Annotated in this window: 18 protein-coding genes; 9 read left to right on the forward strand and 9 right to left on the reverse strand. The window is 74.1% G+C overall.

The genetic code is table 11. The features are described 5' to 3' along the window. Positions 1–59 precede the first annotated feature (59 nt). The 6 genes from ABZ573_RS25020 to ABZ573_RS25045 form a co-directional block, all read right to left on the reverse strand. Positions 60–1343 carry an ABC transporter substrate-binding protein gene (locus ABZ573_RS25020; protein WP_327028775.1) on the reverse strand — a complete coding sequence of 428 codons (1284 nt, stop codon included), beginning with the start codon at positions 1341–1343 and terminating at the stop codon, positions 60–62. An 87-nt stretch (positions 1344–1430) separates the two neighbouring features. Then, positions 1431–2546, reverse strand: a complete 1116-nt coding sequence (locus ABZ573_RS25025) for a branched-chain amino acid ABC transporter permease (RefSeq protein WP_358121386.1) — start codon at positions 2544–2546, stop codon at positions 1431–1433. Beyond that, positions 2543–3421, reverse strand: a complete 879-nt coding sequence (locus ABZ573_RS25030; RefSeq protein ID WP_151453904.1) for a branched-chain amino acid ABC transporter permease — start codon at positions 3419–3421, stop codon at positions 2543–2545. The genes ABZ573_RS25025 and ABZ573_RS25030 overlap by 4 nt, the downstream gene beginning before the upstream one ends. Positions 3422–3447: 26 nt before the next feature. Continuing rightward, complete coding sequence (locus ABZ573_RS25035; protein WP_151453905.1) at positions 3448–4170, reverse strand: ABC transporter ATP-binding protein; 723 nt, start codon at positions 4168–4170, stop codon at positions 3448–3450. Further along, positions 4167–4952, reverse strand: coding sequence for an ABC transporter ATP-binding protein (locus ABZ573_RS25040; protein ID WP_151453906.1), 786 nt, complete (start codon positions 4950–4952; stop codon positions 4167–4169). The genes ABZ573_RS25035 and ABZ573_RS25040 overlap by 4 nt, the downstream gene beginning before the upstream one ends. A gap of 194 nt (positions 4953–5146) precedes the next feature. Next, complete coding sequence (locus ABZ573_RS25045) at positions 5147–6046, reverse strand: alpha/beta hydrolase (RefSeq protein WP_151453907.1); 900 nt, start codon at positions 6044–6046, stop codon at positions 5147–5149. 170 nt (positions 6047–6216) lie between these two features. Here ABZ573_RS25045 and ABZ573_RS25050 point away from each other — a divergent pair, with 170 nt between their 5' ends. The 9 genes from ABZ573_RS25050 (at position 6217) to ABZ573_RS25090 (ending at position 15109) form a co-directional block, all read left to right on the forward strand. Beyond that, complete coding sequence (locus tag ABZ573_RS25050) at positions 6217–7431, forward strand: hypothetical protein (RefSeq protein ID WP_151453908.1); 1215 nt, start codon at positions 6217–6219, stop codon at positions 7429–7431. After that, complete coding sequence (locus tag ABZ573_RS25055; RefSeq protein ID WP_151453909.1) at positions 7424–8008, forward strand: hemerythrin domain-containing protein; 585 nt, start codon at positions 7424–7426, stop codon at positions 8006–8008. The genes ABZ573_RS25050 and ABZ573_RS25055 overlap by 8 nt, the downstream gene beginning before the upstream one ends. 162 nt (positions 8009–8170) lie before the next feature. Continuing rightward, positions 8171–8962: a shikimate dehydrogenase gene (locus tag ABZ573_RS25060; protein ID WP_358121390.1), complete on the forward strand. Its 792-nt coding sequence runs from the start codon at positions 8171–8173 to the stop codon at positions 8960–8962. Positions 8963–9109: 147 nt separating this feature from the next. Next, a complete protein-coding gene (locus ABZ573_RS25065; protein WP_192581346.1) occupies positions 9110–9982 on the forward strand; it encodes an STM4015 family protein in 873 nt (290 codons plus the stop codon). A 5-nt stretch (positions 9983–9987) separates the two neighbouring features. Then, positions 9988–10938, forward strand: coding sequence for an STM4015 family protein (locus ABZ573_RS25070; protein ID WP_327028778.1), 951 nt, complete (start codon positions 9988–9990; stop codon positions 10936–10938). 1 nt (position 10939) lies between these two features. Then, positions 10940–12079, forward strand: a complete 1140-nt coding sequence (locus ABZ573_RS25075; protein ID WP_192581343.1) for an STM4014 family protein — start codon at positions 10940–10942, stop codon at positions 12077–12079. Beyond that, positions 12067–12870: an STM4013/SEN3800 family hydrolase gene (locus tag ABZ573_RS25080; RefSeq protein ID WP_327028779.1), complete on the forward strand. Its 804-nt coding sequence runs from the start codon at positions 12067–12069 to the stop codon at positions 12868–12870. Before ABZ573_RS25075 ends, ABZ573_RS25080 begins: the two co-directional genes overlap by 13 nt. After that, a complete protein-coding gene (locus ABZ573_RS25085) occupies positions 12867–14189 on the forward strand; it encodes an STM4012 family radical SAM protein (protein WP_358121393.1) in 1323 nt (440 codons plus the stop codon). The genes ABZ573_RS25080 and ABZ573_RS25085 overlap by 4 nt, the downstream gene beginning before the upstream one ends. Beyond that, positions 14186–15109 (forward strand): STM4011 family radical SAM protein, encoded by a 924-nt coding sequence (locus tag ABZ573_RS25090; RefSeq protein ID WP_151453915.1) that lies wholly within the window; start codon positions 14186–14188, stop codon positions 15107–15109. Before ABZ573_RS25085 ends, ABZ573_RS25090 begins: the two co-directional genes overlap by 4 nt. Positions 15110–15201: 92 nt before the next feature. Here ABZ573_RS25090 and ABZ573_RS25095 read toward each other — a convergent pair whose 3' ends face one another. The 3 genes from ABZ573_RS25095 to ABZ573_RS25105 form a co-directional block, all read right to left on the reverse strand. Continuing rightward, entirely contained in the window at positions 15202–16797 is a 1596-nt protein-coding gene (locus ABZ573_RS25095; RefSeq protein ID WP_151453916.1) for an MDR family MFS transporter, read from the reverse strand. Positions 16798–16863: 66 nt separating this feature from the next. Then, positions 16864–17484: a TetR family transcriptional regulator gene (locus tag ABZ573_RS25100; protein ID WP_358121395.1), complete on the reverse strand. Its 621-nt coding sequence runs from the start codon at positions 17482–17484 to the stop codon at positions 16864–16866. 157 nt (positions 17485–17641) lie between these two features. Beyond that, the gene (locus tag ABZ573_RS25105) at positions 17642–20269 is read right to left on the reverse strand and encodes a discoidin domain-containing protein (RefSeq protein ID WP_358121397.1); all 2628 of its coding nucleotides are present in this window, start codon (positions 20267–20269) and stop codon (positions 17642–17644) included. Between the last annotated feature and the right edge of the window lie 156 nt (positions 20270–20425).

Below are 20425 nucleotides of genomic sequence, written 5' to 3' on the forward strand. Positions count from 1 at the left end.
CGGGCGTGGCGGGCCGGGAGACCGACGCGCCACGCCCGGCCGGTGCCGGGTGCGACCGGTCAGGAGGCCGTCGGCACCCCGTTGGCCGGCGGCGCCACCGGCGGGGCGGTGTGCTCGCGTACCGGCCCGTCGCCCTCGTCCGTCTCGTACGTCGGCCCGAAGTAGGCCTGCGTCCCGCCGCTCACCCGGGTCAGCCGCTGCCCGCCGTAGCCGGAGTGGTCGGTGTCGGAGTAGCGCAGCGGGGCCAGGCCGGGCCCCTGGTAGCCGCCCTTGCGGACGGCCTCGGTGACCGCCTCGCGGGTGAGGTCCTTGCCGGCGGCGAGGAGTACCTGCACGAAGAGGTAACCGACCGCCATGCCGTAGACGGTGTTGCCGTCGAACGGCGCGTCCCCGTTGTACTCCTTGTTGACCTTGGTGAAGAGCTGGATCCACGGGTCGGCGGCGTCGTTCTGCATCGGCAGGTAGTTGGCGCCGACCATGCCCTCGAGCAGGCCCGCCGCGGCGCCGAGCTGCTTGGCCAGCGTCGGGTGGTCGGCGCCGACGTTGGAGACCAGCCACTGCGGCTTGAAGTTCAGCCGGGCGGCGGTGCCGACCGCCAGGGCGGTGAAGCCGGGCACGGTGGCGAGGATGACCACCTGGCAGCCGGCCGCCTTGAACGCGCCGATCTGGGGTGCCACGTTGGTGTTGCTGGTGACGTACGTCTGCTTCGCCGCCACCGCGCCGGCGCCGAGCACCTTCTCCACCCCGACCAGGCTGTCCCGGCCGAAGTCGTCGTCCTGGCCGAGGAAGCAGACCTTGCGCCCCGGCAGGCTGGTCTTCACGTGCTGGGCCAGGATCTTGCCCTCCACCGTGTAGTCGGGGTTGAAGCCGAACGTGCCCGGATACCGGTCGGGCTGGTCCCAGCTGCGGCTTCCGGAGGCGACGAAGAGGTCAGGTACCCGGTTGCTCTTGAGGAAGTCGAGCACGCCGGTGTGGGTCGGCGTGCCGAGCCCGTTGAGGATGGCGAAGACCTTGTCCTGCAGGACGAGCTGGCGGACCACCTGCTGGGTGTTCGCCGGGTTGTAGCCGTCGTCCATGATCTTGTAGGTGATCTTCCGGCCGTGCACGCCCCCGTTGGCGTTGACGTGGTCGAAGTACGCCTTCGTGGCGGGCGCGATCTTGGAATAGCCGGCGGACGCCGGACCGGTGAGCGGCATGTGCGTGCCGACCACGATCTCGGTGTCGGTGACGCCGGGGACCGTGCCCCCGCCGCCGCCACCGTCGTCCCCGGTGCAGGCGGCGGAGGCGACGAGCAGGGTGATGGCGGTGGCGAGCGCGAGGCCGCGCCGTGCCGTTCGTGTCATGTCAGACACCGACCTTTCCTCGGTCCGGGTGGTGGTGGTCGTGGTGCGGGTGGTGGGTGGTGTGGTGCGGACGGCCGGCGGGGCGGCTCAGGACCGCCGCCGGCCCGTCCGGCGCGCGGAGACCGCCCGGGTCAGCCGGGACAGCAGGCCCTGCACGCCGCCGGGAGCGGCGATCATGACGACGACCAGGGTGAGCCCGAAGATCGCCAGCGGCAGGTTGCCCTCGACCCGCTGCGCGACCGCCGGCGACAGGGTGAGCTGCTCGGTGAGGGCGTGCGTCAGGTCGGGCAGGGCGACCAGCAGGACGGCGCCCCAGGCCGCGCCGGCGAGGCTGCCCAGCCCGCCGATGACGACCGCCATCAGCAGGAACAGCGACAGCGTCAGCGAGAAGGCCCCGGGCGACACGCTCTGCGCGAGGACCGCGAGCAGGGCGCCGCCGAGCCCGGCGCCGGCCGCGCTGACCACGAAGGCGAGGACCTGGGTGCGAGCGACGTGGATGCCGGCGAGGCGGGCGGCGACCTCGTCGTCGCGGACCGCCCGGAAGGTGCGGCCGTACCGGCTGCGGACCAGGTTGGCCAGCAGCAGCAGGGCCAGCAGGGTGGCCGCGGCGGTCACCCAGAGCTGCCAGCGCTCGTAGGGGAAGTACGCGCCGAGGGCCACCGGCGGGGGCTCGACCGGCACCGCCAGCCCCTGCTCGCCGTTGAACACGCCGTCGAAGGTGACGGTCAGCGCCGGCACCACGACCGCCACGGCCAGGGTGACGCCGGCCAGGTACGGGCCGCGCAGCCGGGCGGCGGCCACCCCGACCACGGCGCCCACCACGAGGGCGGCCAGGACGGCGGCGCCCAGCGACACCGGGAGCAGCCAGCCGCCGGTCATCCCGGCGTCGGCGAACGCGTTCTGGCACAGGGCCACGGTGTACGCGCCGGTCGCCATCAGCGCGCCGTGCCCGAGCGAGAGCTGACCGTTGAGCCCGGTGAGGACGGTCAGCCCGGCGGTGGCGCACAGGTAGGCGGCCACGGTCGCGAGCTGGAAGTTGCGGAACGGCTCCAGCCCGTAGCTGGCGGCCACCAGCAGCAGCGCGGCGACGACCGCGAGGCCGAGGTGACGCAGCAGGGTCGAACCGAGGCGGGGCTCGGCGGGGCCGGTGCGGCCGACCCGCGCCTTCGTGTCCGGCGGGGTCACCGCCCGGGTGGCGCTCACACCCGCCTCGCCGCGACCGGGGCGAACAGCCCGCCGGGACGCACCAGCAGCACCGCCAGCAGCAGCACCAGCACCGCGAGCGGGGTGACGTCGCTGCCGGCGTAGCCGCTGACGTAGGAGAGCAGCAGGCCGACCGCGAGGCCGCCGACCACCGCCCCCGGTGGACTGTCCAGCCCGCCCACCACGGCGGCGGTGAACGCCGAGACGAAGACCAGGTCCATCGCGTGCGGGTGCAGGCCCAGCTCGGTGGGGATGACCAGCATGCCGGCCAGGGCGCCGACCCCGGAGGCCAGCGCCCACCCGAGGGTGAGCATGCCGCCGACGTTCACCCCGAGCAGCCGGGACACCTCGGGGGCGAACGCCGCCGCGCGCATCCGCAGACCCACCGCCGTGCGGGTGAAGGTCCAGGCGAGCCCCACGACCACCACCGCGACCGCCGCGAAGACGAACAGGTCGTACGGCGACAGGACGGCGACGCCGCCCACGGTCAGCGGGTTGCGGGAGAAGGGCGTCGCGGCGGGCAGGAACTCGCTGCCGTACGCCATGCCGAGGACGGCCTGGATCAGCAGCACCAGCCCCAGCGCGACGATCACCGGGTTGAGCGGCGAGGTATGGTCGACGAAGCGCATGACGACCAGGTCCACCGCCGCGCCGAGGAGCAGCCCGGCGCCGAGCGCGGCCAGGAAGCCCAGCCAGTACGAGCCGGTCGCGGCGGAGACGCTGTAGGCCACGTACGCGGTGGCGACGGCCATCGCGCCCTGCGCGAAGTTGACGATCCGGGCCGCCCGCCAGATGAGCACCAGCGCCAGTGCGAACGCGGCGAGGACCGCGCCCCTGGACAAGCCGTCGAGGGTGAGGAAGACGAAGCGGTCCAACGGTCCTCCCTTGCGGGGACGAGGGTTCAGAAGCCGAGGTAGGCGTGGCGCAGGTTGGCGTCGTCGCGCAGCCGGGCGGCCGGGGCGGTGGTGACGACCCGGCCCAGGGACATCACCACGCCCTGGTCGGCGACGGACAGCGCGCTGCGCACGTTCTGTTCGACGAGCAGGACGGTCAGCCCGGTGTCGTCGCGCAGCCGGCGCAGCAGGGCCATGGTCTGGGCGACGACCCGCGGCGCCAGGCCGAGCGACGGCTCGTCGAGCAGCAGCAGGCGGGGCCGACCGACGAGGGCCCGGCCGAGGGCGAGCATCTGCCGCTCGCCGCCGGAGAGCTGGTGCCCGAGGTGTCGCCGCCGCCGGGCCAGCGGTTCGAAGAGCTGGTAGACCTCGTCGAGGGCGCGGGCCGCGTCGGCCCGGTCGCGCCGCCACAGCCCGCCGAGGCGCAGGTTCTCGTCGACCGTCAGCTCGCCGACCACTCCGCGCCCCTCCGGCACGTGGGCCATGCCGCGACGCACGAGCTGCTCCACCGCGACGCCGCGCAGGTCCTCCCCGGCCAGCACGACGCGACCGGCTGCCGGGCGGAGCATGCCGGACAGGGCGCGCAGCAGGGTGGTCTTGCCGGCGCCGTTGGCGCCGACCACCGCCGCGATGGCGCCCCGCGCCACGGTCAGGTCGATCCCGTGCAGCACCGGCGCGCCGCCGTAGCCGGCCGCCAGGCCGCGCACCTCGAGCAGGGCCTCGCCGGTCATGCCGCGGCCTCGTCGACCGCCGCGCCGAGGTAGGCGTCGGCGACGGCCGGGTCGTCGCGCACCTCGTCGGGGGTGCCGGCGGCGATCACCCGCCCGAAGTCGAGCACCACGATCTCGTCGCAGACGGACATCACCAGGTCCATGTGGTGCTCCACCAGCAGCACCGCGCAGGGGTCGGTGTCGCGTCGGGGCAGCCCCCGGATCAGCTCGGCCAGCTCGGCGATGTCGTCGGCGCCCAGGCCCCCGGCGGGTTCGTCGAGCAGGAGCAGCCGGGGCCGCGCGGCCAGCGCGCGGGCCAGGGCGACCCGCTGGCGTACGGCGAAGGGCAGCGTGCCCGGCGCGGCGTCGGCGTGCCCGGCGATCCCCAGGGTGTCGAGGACGTCGAGGGCGTGCCGGCGCAGCCGGCGCTCGTCGCGGTCGCTGCGGGGCAGGCCGAGCAGGGCGGCGAGGAAGCCGGCGCGGGCCGTGTGGGTGGCCCCGGTCATCACGTTCTCCAGCACGGTGAGCCCGGCGAAGAGCCCGGTGCCCTGCAGGGTGCGGGCGACGCCCAGCCGGGTGAGCCGGTGCGGGCGCGGGCGCAGCGGCCGGCCGTCGAGGGTCAGGGAGCCCTCGTCCGGCGGGACGAAGCCGCAGACGACGTTGAACAGCGTGGTCTTGCCGGCCCCGTTGGGACCGATCACGCCGACCACCCGGCCGGGCGGCACCCGCAGCGAGACGTCGTCGAGGGCGGTGAGGCCGCCGAAGCGGACCCCGATGTGGTGCAGTGCGAGCCCTTGCTCCATCACCCGTCCCCCCGGCAGCCGCCAGTATTTACACTGGGAGTGTACGTTTCTGACGGGGGCCGTCAATACCTCCGACGCTCGCGGGCACGCTCGTCGGCCGCCGCCCGGACCTGGGCGGCGGCCGACGGTTTCTGCACCGACCGGGCAGCCATGCGCCGTGGGGCGGCCGGGGGTGACGGCCGCCCCGGGGAGCGTCAGGCGCTCGGGCAGGTGTTGCGGTACTCCTGGATCGCGGAGCCGCTCGGGCCGGGGCAGAGGAACTGCTCGTAGCGGGTGTCGTCGTCGACGAACCGCTTCAACCAGGCGACCGCCTGCCGGGCGGTGGGCGTGTTGACGGTCTGCGGGAAGAAGTGGCTGGCCCCGTTGAGCTCCAGGTACGCCTTCTCGGACGAGGCCGGGATGCTGGTGTAGAACGGCTCCGAGTGCGACGAGACCGGCGCGACACTGTCGCTCTCCCCGCCGATGATCAGGGTCGGCACCCGGACGTCGGACCAGGACTTGTCCAGGTTCCACGGCGCGAGCGGCACCGCGGCCTGCAACGACGGCCGGGAGACCGCGGCCTCCAGGCTGCCGCCGCCACCCATCGAGTGGCCGGAGACGGCGAGCCGGCTGGCGTCGATCCGGCTGCGTACGGAGCTGCGCTGCGTCAGGTAGTCGAGCGCGGCGAGCAGTTGCCGACCGCGGCTGTCCGGCTGGTCGAGGCGCGTGTTGGTCTCGATGCCGATCACCACGAAGCCGTGCGAGGCGATCCGCGGCCCGAGCCAGTCGATGCTGGACCAGGCGGCCGTGTAGCCGGGCGAGATGGCGACGGCGCCGAAGGTGCCCTCGGCGGTGCTGGTCGGGTAGTAGATGACGCCCCCGCCGAAGCCGGTGACGCTGAGCGAGGAGACGTTCTGCGACGAAGTGGCGAACGGGCCGCGGCTGGCCTCCAGCAGGGCGACGCTCGGGGCGGGGCCGCGCTCGTACGGGTTGGCGGCGGCCTGGGCGGCCGGCGGGGCGGCCAGCGCGCCCGCCGTGGCCAGGACGGCGGCCAGGGCCAGGCCGGCGAGGCGGGCGACGGGACGGGTACGGGCGGTGGTGGTTGGTGATGACACGTCGGGCACTCCCTACGGGACGGGGCATATCGACATGCATCAGTCTTCGGCGGTGTCGACGGCGGCGCATCGGTGAAATCACCAGTCCGGCCCGGGAAAATCGGGCCGGCCGTTTTCGCCCGGACTGTCGGGGTAGGGCATTTGGCACCCCGGCCGAAGAAGGAGACGCCGTGTTCAACCCGTTGGAGCACAAAGGAATCCCGCTGGAGAGCCAGATCCGCAACTGGCGCGAACTCAACGTGGAGCCGATCGACCCGGAGGCGGTCGATCCGTACACCCGCTGCCGCATCATCACCATGAACGGCATCGAGGTCGAGGCGATCAACTTCCAGCACCAGTTCGCCCGCAACTGCCCCGACCAGGAGGTCCGCCGGCAGCTGGCGTACGTGCGCTACCTGGAGAGCCAGCAGCAGCGGGTGGTGAACTGGCTGCTGCCCGGCGCCGCGAGCGTGCTGGAGACGACGCTCGGCTACGAGCAGGTGGCCGTCGACCTGACCGCGTGGGTGGCCCGGCACGAGCCCGACCCGTACCTGAAGCAGAGCTACGAGTTCGGCGTGCTGGAGGACTTCGACCACCTCTACCGCTACGCCAACCTCTACGAGATGGTGGAACGCCGCAAGGCCGACAAGATCGTGCAGGGCCTGACCGAGGTCATGCCCGGCCGGCCCACCGTCGCCGAGCACCGGCACCCGTTCGACGAGGTGCGCACCCCGTACGACCGCAACAGCGTCGACCCCCGCTCCAAGCTGCACGCGCTGACCATCCTGTCGGCGGAGCAGCAGGTCATGTTCTATTACATGAACGTCGGTCCGCAGTACATGGAGCCGATCGCGCGACAGCTCTACCAGGAGATCAGCCTCATCGAGCAGGAGCACGTCACGCACTACGAGTCGCTGCTCGACCCGGGCGAGAACTGGTGGGAGCGGCTGCTCACCCACGAGTACAACGAGTGCTGGCTCTACTACTCCTTCATGCAGCAGGAGAGCGACCCCCGCATCAAGGCGGTGTGGGAGCTGCACCTGCAGATGGAACTGGCGCACCTGCAACAGGCCGCCGACCTGCTGCGCCGCCACGACGGCCGGGAGCCGGAGGAGATCGTGGGCGGCGCCGGCCTGCCCGAGCCGCTGACCTTCGAGCCGAACAAGGAGTACCTGCGCCACCTGCTCGCCACCCAGGTCGACCTGAACAAGCTCGGCGAGGGGTACGTGCGGGAGGCGCACGAGCGCTTCGAGTCGATGCAGCAGCAGCTGCACGACGGGCAGAAGCCGCCGAGCGAGCAGGTGATCGACATGCACCGGGAGCGCTTCGGCGACGAGTACCGCGTCGAGACCGAGGGGCCCCACCCGGTGGAGTCGCTGCGCGCGCGGGGAGGCAGCCATGCCTGACACCGGCGCCCCGGCCACGCGCGGCCCCGAAGACGACGTCGTCGACCTGCTGCTGGCCCAGCACGCGCGGATCGAGGAGCTGTTCCTGCTGGTCATCGGCAGCACCGGGGAGACCCGCCGGGACGCCTTCGACGACCTGGTGAAGCTCCTCGCCGCGCACGAGACCGCCGAGGAGGAGGTCGTCCACCCGCTGGCCCGGACGCTGCCGGGCGGGGGCGGCGACGCCATGGTCGACGAACGCCTCGCCGAGGAGCGTCAGGCCAAGGAGACCCTGAAGACCCTGATCGCCGGCGGTGTCGACGCCGAGGGCTTCGACACCGGCATCATCCTGCTGCGCGACGCGGTGCTCACGCACGCCCGCTACGAGGAACGCCAGGAGTTCCCGCTGCTGCGCCAGCACGTGCCCGCCGACCGGCTGCGCACGATGGCCGGCGCCGTACGGATGGCGGAGGCGACCGCGCCGACGCGCCCGCACCCGAGCGCCCAGTCCGCGAAGGGCAACCTCGCGGCCGGACCGGCGCTGGCGGTCATCGACCGCGTCCGCGACGCGATCCGCAGGCCGTCGTCCAGCGGCTGAGCACCCGCCGACACCAGCACACCGCGCCCACCCGACCGATTCCGGCGGGTGGGCGCGGCGCGTCTGCCGCCGTGCCCGCGCCGGGGCGGGTGCCGCCGTCGCGTAGGGTCGGCACCGCCCCGGTCCGGCCACGCCGGACGCCCCCTGCCCGCGGAGACGCCCATGACCGAGATAGGCGGCGCCACGAGGGTGTACGCGCTGCTCGGCGACCCGATCGCCCAGGTGCGCGCCCCCGGGCTGCTCAACCCGGTGCTGGCCCGGCGCGGCACCGACGCGGTGCTCGTCCCGGTCCACGCGGCGCCGGCCGACCTCACCCAGGTGGTGCGGGGGCTGCAACGGGTGGCGAACCTGGACGGGATGCTGGTCACCGTGCCGCACAAGGCCGCCGTGCTGGAGCTCGCCGACCGGGCCAGCGACCGCGCCCGCCTGGCCGGCAGCGCCAACGCGCTGCGGCGCGAGCCCGACGGGACGTGGACCGCGGACACCTTCGACGGCGACGGGTTCGTCCGCGGGCTGGCCGGGGCCGGACACCATCCCCGGGGCCGCCGGGCGTGCGTGGTGGGCGCGGGCGGGGCGGGCAGCGCGATCGCGGTGGCGCTGCTCGACGCCGGCGTGGCGGAACTGCGGCTGAGCGACACCGACCCGGACCGGCTGAAGACGCTGCGGCGGCGGCTGTCCGCCGCGTACCCCGGCCGGGTCGGCGCGACCGCGCGACCGCGACTGGCGGACGCCGACCTCGCGGTCAACGCCACGCCCCTGGGGCTGGGCCCCGACGACCCGCCGCCGTTCGCGGTGGCGGACCTGCCGGCGCACGCGGTGGTCGCCGACATCATCATGACGCCGGCCGAGACGCTCCTGCTGGCCCAGGCACGGGCCCGGGGACTGCGGGCGCACCCGGGAGAGCCGATGCTCGCCCACCAGATCGACGCCTACCTCGACTTCTTCGGGCTCTGACCGACCGGCGGTCGGCGCACTGATCATCCTGTCGGGCGGACCTGTTACCGTCGCGCCGCCGCTGCACCAGTCGGACCGGAGGTAGGCGTGATCAGCTCGCACGTGTCGTCGTTCGTCGGATTACCGACAGTGCCCTTCACCCCGGGGATGACACTCCCCGACGATCCGTCGGCGGTCGCCTGGCGGCTGGAGGTCGAGGACTTCGACGCGGATCCCGAGGAGTTCCTCGGTCTCGTCCGGGCGCTGCGGGAGCAGGTGCCGGCCGACGCGGTGCGCGCCCTGGTGATCGGCGAGTGGGGCGAGGCGTACGAGCGGCCCCTGCCGATCGAGGCGCTGGTCGAGGCCGCCGGGGAGTGGACCGGCCTGCGGGCGCTCTTCCTCGCCGACCTGACCTACGAGCAGTGCGAGATCTCCTGGCTCATGCACGGCGACATCACGCCGCTGCTCGCGGCGTACCCGTCGCTGGAGGTGCTCTGGGTGCGCGGGGCGCAGGGCCTGCGGCTGGAGCCGGTCCGGCACACCGGGCTGCGCGAGCTGCGCTTCGAGTCCGGCGGGCTGCCGGCCGGGGTAGTCCGGGCCGTCGGCGCGTGCGAGCTGCCGGCCCTGCACCGCCTGGACCTGTGGCTCGGCAGGAAGGACTACGGCGGCGACGCGAGCGCCGAGGACCTGGCCGGGGTGCTCGCCGGCGCCGGCCTGCCGGCCCTGCGTCACCTCGCGGCGTGCAACGCCGAGATCGCCGACGCGGTCGCGGCGGCGGTCGCCAGCGCGCCGGTCGTCCCCCGGCTGGAGGCGCTCGACCTGTCGATGGGCACCCTGACCGACGAGGGCGCGAAGGCGCTGCTGGCCGGGCAGCCGCTGACCCACCTGAGGCACCTCGACCTGCACCATCACTACCTCTCCGAGGAGGCGGCCGCCGCGGTGGTCGCCGCGCTGCCGGGGGCGCGGGTCGACCTGTCCGACCCGCAGGTCGCCGAGGACTACGACGGCACCGTCTACCGCTACACCGCGGTCGGGGAGTGAGCGAGATGGCCTTCGGTTCCCACGCGCGCCACTTCGCCGGCCGTCCCGTGGTGGACGTCCCCGCCGACGGGCCGCTGCCCACGGTGGACGGCCCGGTCTCGTGGCGGATCGCCCACTGGCACTTCGACGACGAGACCACGGAGAACTCGCTCTCGGCGGAGTTCCGCGACGCGTTCGACCGGTTCGTCGCGCAGGCCGGTCCGTCCGTGGAGTCCCTGGTCGTCGGCTCCTGGGGCTACGCGGCGTTCCATCCCGCCCCGATCGCGCAACTCTGCGCGGCGGCGGCGCGCCTGCCCGCCCTGCGCGCGCTCTTCCTCGGTGACATCACCTCCGAGGAGTGCGAGGTCTCCTGGATGAGGGTGGGCGACGTCAGCGCGCTGCTGACGGCATACCCGGCGCTGGAGGTGCTGCGGGTGCGCGGCGGCGAGAACTTCGCGTTCTCCCCCGTGCGGCACGCGCGGCTGCGGGAGCTGGCGGTGGAGAGCGGCGGGCTGTCCCGGGCGTTCGTCGGCGCGGTGCTCGACTCCGACCTGCCCGCGCTGACCGACCTGGAGCTGTGGCTCGGCACCTCCGACTACGGCGGCGACACGCAGGTCGTCGACCTCGCCCCGCTGCTGGCCGGGGAACGGTTCCCGCAGCTGCGCCGGCTCGGCCTGTGCAACTCGGAGATCGCCGACGACCTCGCCCGGGCGCTGGCGTCCGCGCCGGTGGTGTCCCGGCTGCGACGGCTGGACCTGTCGATGGGCACGCTCGGCGACGAGGGCGCGGCGGCCCTGCTGGCCGGTCAGCCGCTGACCCACCTGGCGGAGCTGGACCTGTCCCACCACTACCTGACGGAGGAGACCGCCGCGTCGCTGGTCGCCGCGCTGCCGGGCGTCGCGGTGGACGACTCCGACCCGCAGGAGCCCGAGGAGTACGACGGCGAGAGCTACCGCTACACGGCGGTGTCGGAGTGACATGCGCCTGACCGTCGTCGGCAACCCCGGCAACCGTCGGGTCGGCCTGTTCACCCGGGCGGTCCTCGCCGCCGGCCTGCCCCGGCCGCAGGTGCTGCCCTGGGTCGACGTGCTGGCCGGCGCGGCGCCGCCCGGGGCCGGCGCGCTGGTACGGGTCGACTCGCCCGGCGAGGACGCCGAGGTGGACCGGCTGCTGCGCCGGTCCACCTCGCCGGCGCGGCACGGCGAGCTGATCGGCCTGGCCGACACGTACGCCGGGCTGCTGCGGGGCCTGGACCGGGTCGCCGCCGGCGGCGCGGAGCTGCTCAACGACCCGGCGGACGTCGCGGTGCTGTGCGACAAGCGGCGCTGCCACGCCCGGCTGTCAGCCGCCGGGGTGCCGGTGCCGGCCGCGCTGCCCCCGGTGCACGGGTGGCAGGAGCTGCGGGCGGCGATGGCGGCGGCCCGCTGGAGCCGCGTGTTCGTCAAGCCCGCACACGGCTCGTCGGCCGCCGGGGTCGTCGCGCTGGCCGTGGCCCGGGGGCGGGTGCAGGCGGTCACCACGATCGAGGCGGCCCCGGACGGGCTGTTCAACTCGCTGCGCCCCCGCCGCTACACCGACGAGGCCGAGGTCGCCGCCATGGTCGACCGGATCGCCGCCGACGGCCTGCACGTGGAGCGGTGGCTGCCCAAGGCGGGGCTCGGCGACCGGGTGGTCGACCTGCGGGTGGTGACGATCGCGGGCCGGCCCACCCACGCCGTGGTGCGCGCCGCCCGGGGGCCGCTGACCAACCTGCACCTGGGCAACGCGCGCGGGGACCTCGCCGAGCTGCGCGCGGCGGCCGGGCCGGCGGCGTGGGCGGCGGCCATGGAGACGTGCGAGCGGGCGGCCGCGTGTTTCCCCCGCAGCCTCCAGGTCGGCATCGACCTGATGTTCCTGCTCGGCTGGCGGCGCCACGCGGTGGCCGAGGTCAACGCCTTCGGCGACCTGCTGCCGGGGGTCCTCACCGACGGCCGGGACACCTACGCCGAGCAGGTGCGCGCCCTGACCGACGGCCGGTGGGACCGCTGGCGGTCGGCTGCCGGCCGGACACCGCCGGGCGACGACGCGGCACGGCCCGCCGGCGCGGTCGGGCGGGAGGTGCTCGCGTGCGCAGTCTGATCGGCAGCCACGACCTGCTCCTGCTCACCCTCGACACGCTGCGCCACGACGTCGCCGCCGACCTGGCCGCGCGGGGGCGCACGCCGCACCTGGCGCGCGCCCTGCCCGGCGGGCGGTGGGAGCAACGGCACTCCCCCGCCAGCTTCACCTACGCCGCGCACCACGCGTTCTTCGCCGGCTTCCTGCCCACCCCGGTCACCCCCGGCCGGCACGAGCGGCTGTACGCGGCGGCGTTCCCCGGCAGCGAGACGTCCGGCGCCGACACCTGGGTGTTCGACGCGCCCGACCTGCCCACGGCGCTCGCCGACGTCGGCTACCACACGCTCTGCCTGGGCGGGGTCGGCTTCTTCAACCGGCGCAGCCCGCTCGGGGCGGTGCTGCCGGGCCTGTTCGCCGAGGCGCACTGGGAGCCGGAGTTCGGGGTCACCTCCCCCACCTGCCTCGACGCGCAGCTCGACCGGTTGGCCGAGGTGCTGCCGCGGGTGCCGGCGCGGCAGCCGCTGTTCACGTTCCTCAACGTCGCCGCCCTGCACCAGCCCAACCGGCACCACCTGCCCGGGGCGCAGGTCGACGACCTGGCCAGCCACGCCGCCGCCCTGGAGTACGTCGACGGCCGGATCGACCGGCTGTTCGCCCTGCTCACCGGCCGGGGTCGGCCGGTGTTCGCGATCGTCTGCTCCGACCACGGCACCGCCTACGGGGAGGACGGCCACACCGGCCACCGGATCGGCCACGACGTGGTGTGGACGGTCCCGTACGCCCACTTCGTCCTGCGACCGGGGGAATGGTGACCAGCACCGACACGGGCCTCGACGGCTCGCCGTACCAGCAGTACCTCTACGCGTACCCGCACAAGACCTCCTACCGGCCGCTGCGACCGCGCCCGCTGCTGGCGGACGTGTGGCGGGCCGAGGCGCGCGAGGCGCTCTTCCTCTACGTGCACCTGCCGTTCTGCGAGATGCGCTGCGGCTTCTGCAACCTGTTCACCCGCGCCAACGCGCCCGCCGAGCAGGTGACCGACTACCTGCGGCAGCTGCGCCGGCAGGCGGGACGGGTCGCCGACGCGCTGGGCGACGACGCCGGCTACGCCCGCGCCGCACTCGGCGGCGGCACCCCCACCTACCTGACCGCCGACGAGCTGACCGAGCTGTTCGGCATCGCCACCGCGATGGGCGCCCGGCTGCCCGGCGTACCGCTGTCGGTGGAGACCTCGCCGGCGACCGCGACGCCGGACCGGCTCGCGGTGCTCGCCGCGCACGGCACCACCCGGGTGAGCATCGGCGTGCAGAGCTTCCTCGACGCCGAGGCCCGCGCCGCCGGCCGGCCGCAGCGCCGCACGGAGGTGGAGGCGGCCCTGGCCGCGATCCGCGACGCCCGGATCCCGGTGCTCAACATCGACCTGATCTACGGCATCGACGGGCAGACCGCCGACACCTGGCGGGAGAGCCTCGACGCGGCCCTGGCGTGGCGGCCCGAGGAGCTGTACCTCTACCCGCTGTACGTGCGGCCGCTGACGGGGCTCGGGCGGCGGGCGCACGGCCGCGCGGACTGGGACGCCCAGCGGCTCGCCCTCTACGAGCAGGCGGTGGCGACGCTGGGTGCGGCCGGCTACCGGCAGGAGTCGATGCGGCAGTTCCGCCGCGCCGACGCGCCCACCCCGGACGGGCCGGACTACTGCTGCCAGGACGACGGCATGGTGGGTCTGGGCTGCGGCGCCCGCTCCTACACCACGTCCCTGCACTACTCGTTCGACTACGCGGTCGGCGTGTCGCAGGTGCGCGCGGTGCTCGACGACTACCTGGCCCGCCCGGCCGACGACTTCCGCTTCGCCGAGTTCGGGTTCGCCCTCGACGGCGCCGAGCAGCGCCGCCGGTGGCTGCTCAAGTCGCTGCTGCGCGCCGAGGGGGTCGACGCGGCGGCCTACCGGGCCCGCTTCGGCGCGCTTCCGGGCGACGACTTCCCGGAGCTGGGCACGCTGACCGAGCGGGGGTGGGCCGGCGACGGCGGGCTGCGGCTGACGCCGGCCGGGCTGGCCCGCTCCGACGCGATCGGCCCGTGGCTGACCTCGGCCCGGGTACGCGACGCGATGACCGGGTACGTGCCGAGGTGAACCTCGCGATCCTCTACCGGGGTCCCCTGGCGAGCTGCAACTACGACTGCCCGTACTGCCCGTTCGCCAAGCGGCGGGACCCGCCGGAGCTGCTGCGCGCCGACCGGGCGGCGCTGGACCGGTTCGCCGGCTGGGTGGCGGCCACCTCCGACGTGCGGCTGTCGGTGCTGTTCACCCCGTGGGGCGAGGGGCTGACCCGCCGCTGGTACCGCGACGCGATGGTGTCGCTGTCGCACCTGCCGCACGTCGACCGGGTGGTCATCCAGACCAACCTGGCCGCCCGGGTGGACTGGCTGGCCGACGCCGACCCGCGCGCCGCCGCCCTCTGGGCCACCTACCACCCCGGCCAGGTGGACCGGGACCGCTTCCTGGGCCGCTGCGCCCGGCTGACCGAGCTGGGCGTCCGGTACTCGGTCGGGGTGGTCGGCCTGCCGGAGCACCTCGCCGAGGCGCGGGCGCTGCGCGCCGCCCTGCCCGCCGAGGTCTACCTGTGGGTGAACGCCGCCGAGGGCCGGCGCTACGACGCGGCCGAGGAGGCGACCTGGACGGAGCTGGATCCGCTGTTCGGCTACAGCGTCCGCCCGCACGTGTCGCTCGATCGTCCGTGCCACGCGGGCGAGACGGCGATCTCGGTGCGCGGCGACGGCACCGTGCGCCGCTGTCACTTCATCGACGAGCCGATCGGCAACCTCTACGACGGGTCGTGGCGCTCGGCCCTGCGACCGCGCCCGTGCGGCAACGCGGTCTGCGACTGCCACATCGGGTACGTCCACCTCAAGCCGCTCGGCCTGCGGGACGTCTTCGCCGGCGGGGTCCTGGAACGCATCCCGGCCGCCTGGCCGCCCGTACGCCGGCCGGTGCCGCTGGCCGCGCCGGTGCACGCGACGGTGGCCGCCCCCGCGCCGCCTCCGCCGGCGTAGCGCGGAGCGGGCCGGCGAACCGGCGCACGCACGCCGCCGGACGTGGAGCAGGGGCGGCCCGGCACAGGCCGGACCGCCCCTGCACGGGTGGCTCAGTGCACGCCGGGCAGGACGGCAGCCGCCTCCTCCTTGGCCCGCCGCTCCTCACCGCTGAGGGTGTGCAGCGGCTTCTCCCGGATGAACAGCACCACCACCAGGGCGAGCACCGCGAACGGGGCGGCCACCAGGAACAGCTCGCCGGTCGCGGTGCCGTACACGTCCTGGATGATCCTCAGCACCGGCTCGGGCAGTGCGGACAGGTCGGGCACCTCGGTGGAGCCCTCCCCGCCCGGGGCGCCGCCGGCCAGCGGGCCGAGCTTCTCCGCGCTCAGCGAGGCGACCCGGTTGGCCAGCACCGCGCCGAGCGCGCTGACGCCGATCGTGCCGCCCATGCTGCGGAAGAAGGTCAGCACGGAGGTGGCCGCGCCCAGCTCGTGCGCCGGCACGTCGTTCTGCGCCGCGAGCACGAGGTTCTGCATGAGCATGCCGACGCCGATGCCGAGCACCGCCATGTAGACGCTGAGCAGCAGGATGCTGGTCTCGGCGTCGATGGTGGCCAGCAGCAGCATGCCGACGACCATCACGGCGGCGCCGGCCACCAGGTAACGCTTCCAGCGGCCGTACTTGGTGATCAGCTGGCCGGCGACCGTCGACGAGACCAGCAGGCCCAGGATCATCGGCAGGCTCATCAGTCCCGCCACGGTCGGCGACTTGCCGAGCGAGAGCTGGAAGTACTGGGACAGGAACACGGTGCCGCCGAACATCGCCACGCCGACCAGGATGCTGGCGATGGTGGTCAGCGAGACCGTCCGGTTGCGGAAGATGTCCAGCGGCACGATCGGCTCGTCCGCGCGGGACTCCACCCAGATCGCCAGCGCCAGCAGGGCGAGACCGCCGCCGACCATCAGCGCCGTCCAGCCCGAGGCCCAGGCGAACTTGTTGCCGGCCAGCGACGACCAGACCAGCACGGTGGAGACCCCGGAGGTGATGAGCAGCGCGCCCAGCCAGTCGATCTTCACCTTGCGGCGGCGGGTCACCGGCAGGTGCAGGGTGCGCTGGAGCAGGAAGATGGAGAGCAGGGTGAACGGGACGCCGATCAGGAAGCACCAGCGCCAGCCGAGCCAGGAGGTGTCCACCAGCACGCCGCCGATCAACGGCCCGGCGATGGTGCCGACGCCGAAGACCGCGCCGAAGATGCCGGCGTAGCGGCCCAGCTCGCGGGGCGGGATCATGGCCGCCATCACGATGGTGGCCAGGGCGGTCATGCCGCCGGCGCCGATGCCCTGCACGACCCGGCTGACCAGGAGCACCTCGACGTTCGGGGTGAGCCCGGCGATCAGCGAGCCGATCACGAAGAGGCCGAGGGAGAGCTGGATCAGCAGCTTCTTGTTGTAGAGGTCGGCCATCTTGCCCCAGAGCGGCACGGTCGCCGTCATGGCCAGCAGCTCGGTGGTGACGATCCACGTGTAGACGGTCTGGGTGCCGTTCAGGTCGGCGATGATGCGCGGCAGCGCGTTCGCCACGACCGTGGAGGCGAGGATCGACACGAACATGCCGACCATCAGGCCGGAGAGTGCCTGGAGCACCTCGCGGCGGGACATGCGGCCGGCGCCGACCTTCAGGGGCTCGGCGGGCACGGTGGCGGTCATGGACCTTCCTTACCGGGTACGGGTTTCACGGCCTCCCGGGCACCTTTCCCGGAAGGGGCTTGCGGGTCAGGGCCGGTCGGGCTGCGGCAGCCCCGCGGCGAGGGCGGCGAACGCCTCGTCGACGAGGTCGGCCAGGTCCGGCCGGTCGGGGTGGGCGGCCCACCGGGTCATGGCGTGGCGCAGCGCAGCGCCCGTCACGGCGGTGACCAGCGCCGGGTAGCCGTGGTCGGGTTCGACGCCCACCCGCGCCGCGACGACCTCGACGATGGCGCGTTCCGTCTCGGCGTTGCCGGCCAGCAGGCGGGGCAGCAGCGCGGGATTGCGCGCCACCACGTCCATCCGCAGGCACCACAGCTCGCGCTCGGCGCGTACCTCGTCGATCACCTCGTCGAGGGCCGTCCGCAGCGCGGTCAGCACCGGCACCTCGGGCGGCACGGCGGCCAGCCGGGCCACCAGGCGCGCCGCGTCGCCCGCCTGGTCGCCGACCAGGGCGTCGTCCTTGCAGGCGAAGTAGTTGAAGAAGGTGCGCGGGGAGACGTCGGCCGCCTCGCTGATCTCCTCCACCGTCACCTGGGCCAGGCCGCGCTCGGCGACCAGGCGCAGGGCCGCCTCGGTCAGCGCGGCCCGGGTCTGGCGCTTCTTGCGGTCGCGCCGCCCGGGAGCGGGTTCGGTGCCGGCGGGATTCACGCGCCGGACACTACTAGCGATCTTGCAGGTACTGCAATGTTTTATTATGTGAAGTGACGCCGGCCATCTCGCGGGGCCGTTCCGGGGTCGCCGGGCGGCACCGGAAGCGGGGGCGGGCCCGGCCGGGACGCTCCGGCCGGGCCCGCCGCCGTACGGGTCACGGATAGTTCGTCAGGTATACCTGCTGGTTGCCCGCGTTGGCGGTGCCGCCGGTGCCGTTGACCACCCGGTTGATCGTGCCCACGCCACCGAGGGAGACGGTGACCATGTTGGTGAACCGGACGTTCGGGCTGGTCGGCGCCTCGATGGCCCGATCGGCGACGACCGCGGGGTTGACGTTGAAGTAGCAGTAGCTGCCCATCCCCCACGCCTGGTGGCTGCTCACCCCGTCCGCCACCTTGTACGCCGCGTAGCCACGGGTGGCCCCGTTCATCCAGGCGGCCTGGTTCGGCGGGTCGTACGGCATCTCGTTCTGGTAGAAGTACGTCCGCCCGCCGTTGCCGTTCCAGACGGTCTGGTACCGCTGGTAGTGCTCGACGAAGAGGCCGTACATGGTCACGTCGTCGCCGTTGACCGTCAGGCCGGTGTCGGCGGTGTTCACCGCCCAGCCGACCCCGTCGCCGTGGTCGGCGCGCCAGAGCCACATGTGGTCGCCGATCACGTGGTCGCTGTTGACGGTCAACGTGTTGGTCGCCCGGCCGACGCCCGGCCCGCCGATGCGGAAGAAGACGTCGTGCAGCGAGGTCGGGTTGGCCGCGTGGCTGGCCGCCGAGCCGGGCGGCCCGACCTCCATCAGCACCGGCGAGTTCACCTGGCCGGCCTCGAACATGATGCCCGCCACCTTCACGCCGTCCACGTCGGCGACCCGCATCGCGACGGTGCCGTTGTCGGCCTGGATGGTCGCCAGGCCGAGGCCGAGGACCACCGTGTCGGGGCGGTCCACCCGGATCGGCTCGGTGACGTGGTGCACTCCGGGGGTGAACAGCAGGTGCCGGCCCTGGGCGAGCGCGGCGTTGATGGTGGCCGCGCCGGTGCCCGGCCGCACGACGTAGAACTGGCTGAGCGAGATGGAGGTGCCGGCCGGGGTCCTGCCGTACCAGCTGGTGCCGGTGGAGTTGGTGCGCAGCGCCGGCACGAAGACCCGGTACTCGCCGGTGCCGTCGACGTAGAGGAACGGCTTCTCGCGTACCTGGGGGGTCTGCGGGATGACGGTGTGCGAGGGGTTCGGGAAGTGCGGCGGCGGGGCGCCGGTGACGCCCTGGAAGACCATGTTCCACACCGAGCCGGTCCAGCCGTTGCCGAACTCGCTGTTGCGCGAGTACCACTGCTGCTGCGAGCCGGAGACGACCAGGCCGTCGATCCTGGTGTCGGCCATCAGGCCGCCGCTGGACCAGCCGTCGCCGCCGTTCCAGAGCTGGATCTGGTTCTGCGCGCCGCGCAGGTGCATCCGCCGGTACGGCGCGGCCTGCGAGACCGCCCAGCGCTCCACGCTCACCCCGGCCGGCAGGGTCACCGCGAGGTTCTCGGCGGCCCGCCAGAAGTTCTGCGTGGCGTTGCCGCCCATCCAGAACGCCTCGACCCGGACGTGCCCGTTGAGGTTGACGTCGTCGGGGCTCATGCCGAGCCCGGCGACCTGGGTGAAGAAGCCGAGGTTGACGTCGGCGGTGTAGCTGCCGGGCTTGAACAGCACCGCGTAGCGCTCGGGGCCGAACTGGTTGCGCTCCTGCTCGGTGAAGAGCGTGTTCAGCCGGTTCTGGATGGTGGCGGTCGGGGTGGACGGGTCGAAGACGAAGGTGTTCGGCCCGAGGTTCGGGTTGCGGGGGTCGGTGGGCTCCACGGGCGGGGCGTCGCCGCCGGTCACGTTCACCGCCAGCTCCCAGAGCGAGTAGCCGTACGCGGTGGCGCGCGCCGTGCCGTACACCCGCAGGTAGCGACCGCTGCCGGTGACGGCGAGCGACTGGCTGCCGCCGGCGCCGGTGGTGGTGCCGTACACGGTGGTCCAGGCGTTGCCGTCGGCCGAGGTCTGGAGTTGGAACGCCCGCGCGTACGCGGCCTCCCAGGTCAGCACCACGCGGCAGATCGACCGGACGGCCCCCAGGTCCACCCGCAGCCACTGGGGGTCGGCGGCGGCGCTCGCCCAGCGGGTGCCGGGGTTGCCGTCGACCGCCGCCGAGGCGGGGAGGCCGGCGTTCTCCACCGACGACGCGGTGGCCGGCCGGCCCTGGGCGACGTTGGCGCTGCCGCAGGTCGGCGCGGTGCCGCCGGCCTCCCCGTAGACCTGGAACTCCCAGAGGGAGTAGCCGTAGCCGGTGCCGCGCGCGGTGCCGTGCATCCGGACGTACCGGCCGGCGCCCGTCACGTTCACCGTCTGGGTACCGCCGGTGCCGGCGGTGGTGCTGTGCACGGTGGTCCAGGCCGCGCCGTCGTCGGAGGTCTGGATCGTGAAGGCCCGGCCGTAGGCGCCCTCCCAGGACAGGACCACCTGGCTGAGGGTGGCCCGGGTGCCGAGGTCGACCTGGATCCACTGGGGGTCGCTGAAGGCGCTGGCCCAGCGGGTGCCGGTGTCGCCGTCGACCGCGGCGGACGCCGGGGTGCCGGCGTTCTCCGTCGACGAGGCGGTCGCGGGCCGCCCCTGGGACAGCAGGCTCGGGGCGGCCTGCGCCGGGGGCGTCGCGGCGGCGGGGGTGAGCGCCGCGACGAGGAGCAGCGCGAGGCCGACGAGCAGCCGCCGGGCGGGTCGCCCTGGCGGCGGCGTCGGGCGTACGGATGTAGCGCGAGATGTCATGACTTCGCCTGTCGATAGAGGGTGGCGGACCTCGGGCGTGACGGGATGACGAAGGGGGCCGCGGCACTGCGGGGCGGCGACGCCGGACGGTGCCGGGACGAGAGAGAGCGCTCTCGTCCGAGTGTTGCGGCGTCGTCGCGCAGCCGTCAAGACATC

Source organism: Micromonospora sp. NPDC007220 (genome assembly GCF_040634035.1).
In the GTDB taxonomy this organism is placed as follows: Bacteria; Actinomycetota; Actinomycetes; order Mycobacteriales; family Micromonosporaceae; genus Micromonospora; species Micromonospora reichwaldensis.

Coding starts and splice junctions, on each gene's coding strand:
- ABZ573_RS25020 (WP_327028775.1), bottom strand. CDS start 1,343: ATGACACGAACGGCACGGCGCGGCCTCGCGCTCGCCACCGCCATCACC.
- ABZ573_RS25035 (WP_151453905.1), bottom strand. CDS start 4,170: ATGACCGGCGAGGCCCTGCTCGAGGTGCGCGGCCTGGCGGCCGGCTAC.
- ABZ573_RS25040 (WP_151453906.1), bottom strand. CDS start 4,952: ATGGAGCAAGGGCTCGCACTGCACCACATCGGGGTCCGCTTCGGCGGC.
- ABZ573_RS25055 (WP_151453909.1), top strand. CDS start 7,424: ATGCCTGACACCGGCGCCCCGGCCACGCGCGGCCCCGAAGACGACGTC.
- ABZ573_RS25060 (WP_358121390.1), top strand. CDS start 8,171: ATGACCGAGATAGGCGGCGCCACGAGGGTGTACGCGCTGCTCGGCGAC.
- ABZ573_RS25065 (WP_192581346.1), top strand. CDS start 9,110: ATGACACTCCCCGACGATCCGTCGGCGGTCGCCTGGCGGCTGGAGGTC.
- ABZ573_RS25070 (WP_327028778.1), top strand. CDS start 9,988: ATGGCCTTCGGTTCCCACGCGCGCCACTTCGCCGGCCGTCCCGTGGTG.
- ABZ573_RS25075 (WP_192581343.1), top strand. CDS start 10,940: ATGCGCCTGACCGTCGTCGGCAACCCCGGCAACCGTCGGGTCGGCCTG.
- ABZ573_RS25095 (WP_151453916.1), bottom strand. CDS start 16,797: ATGACCGCCACCGTGCCCGCCGAGCCCCTGAAGGTCGGCGCCGGCCGC.
- ABZ573_RS25105 (WP_358121397.1), bottom strand. CDS start 20,269: ATGACATCTCGCGCTACATCCGTACGCCCGACGCCGCCGCCAGGGCGA.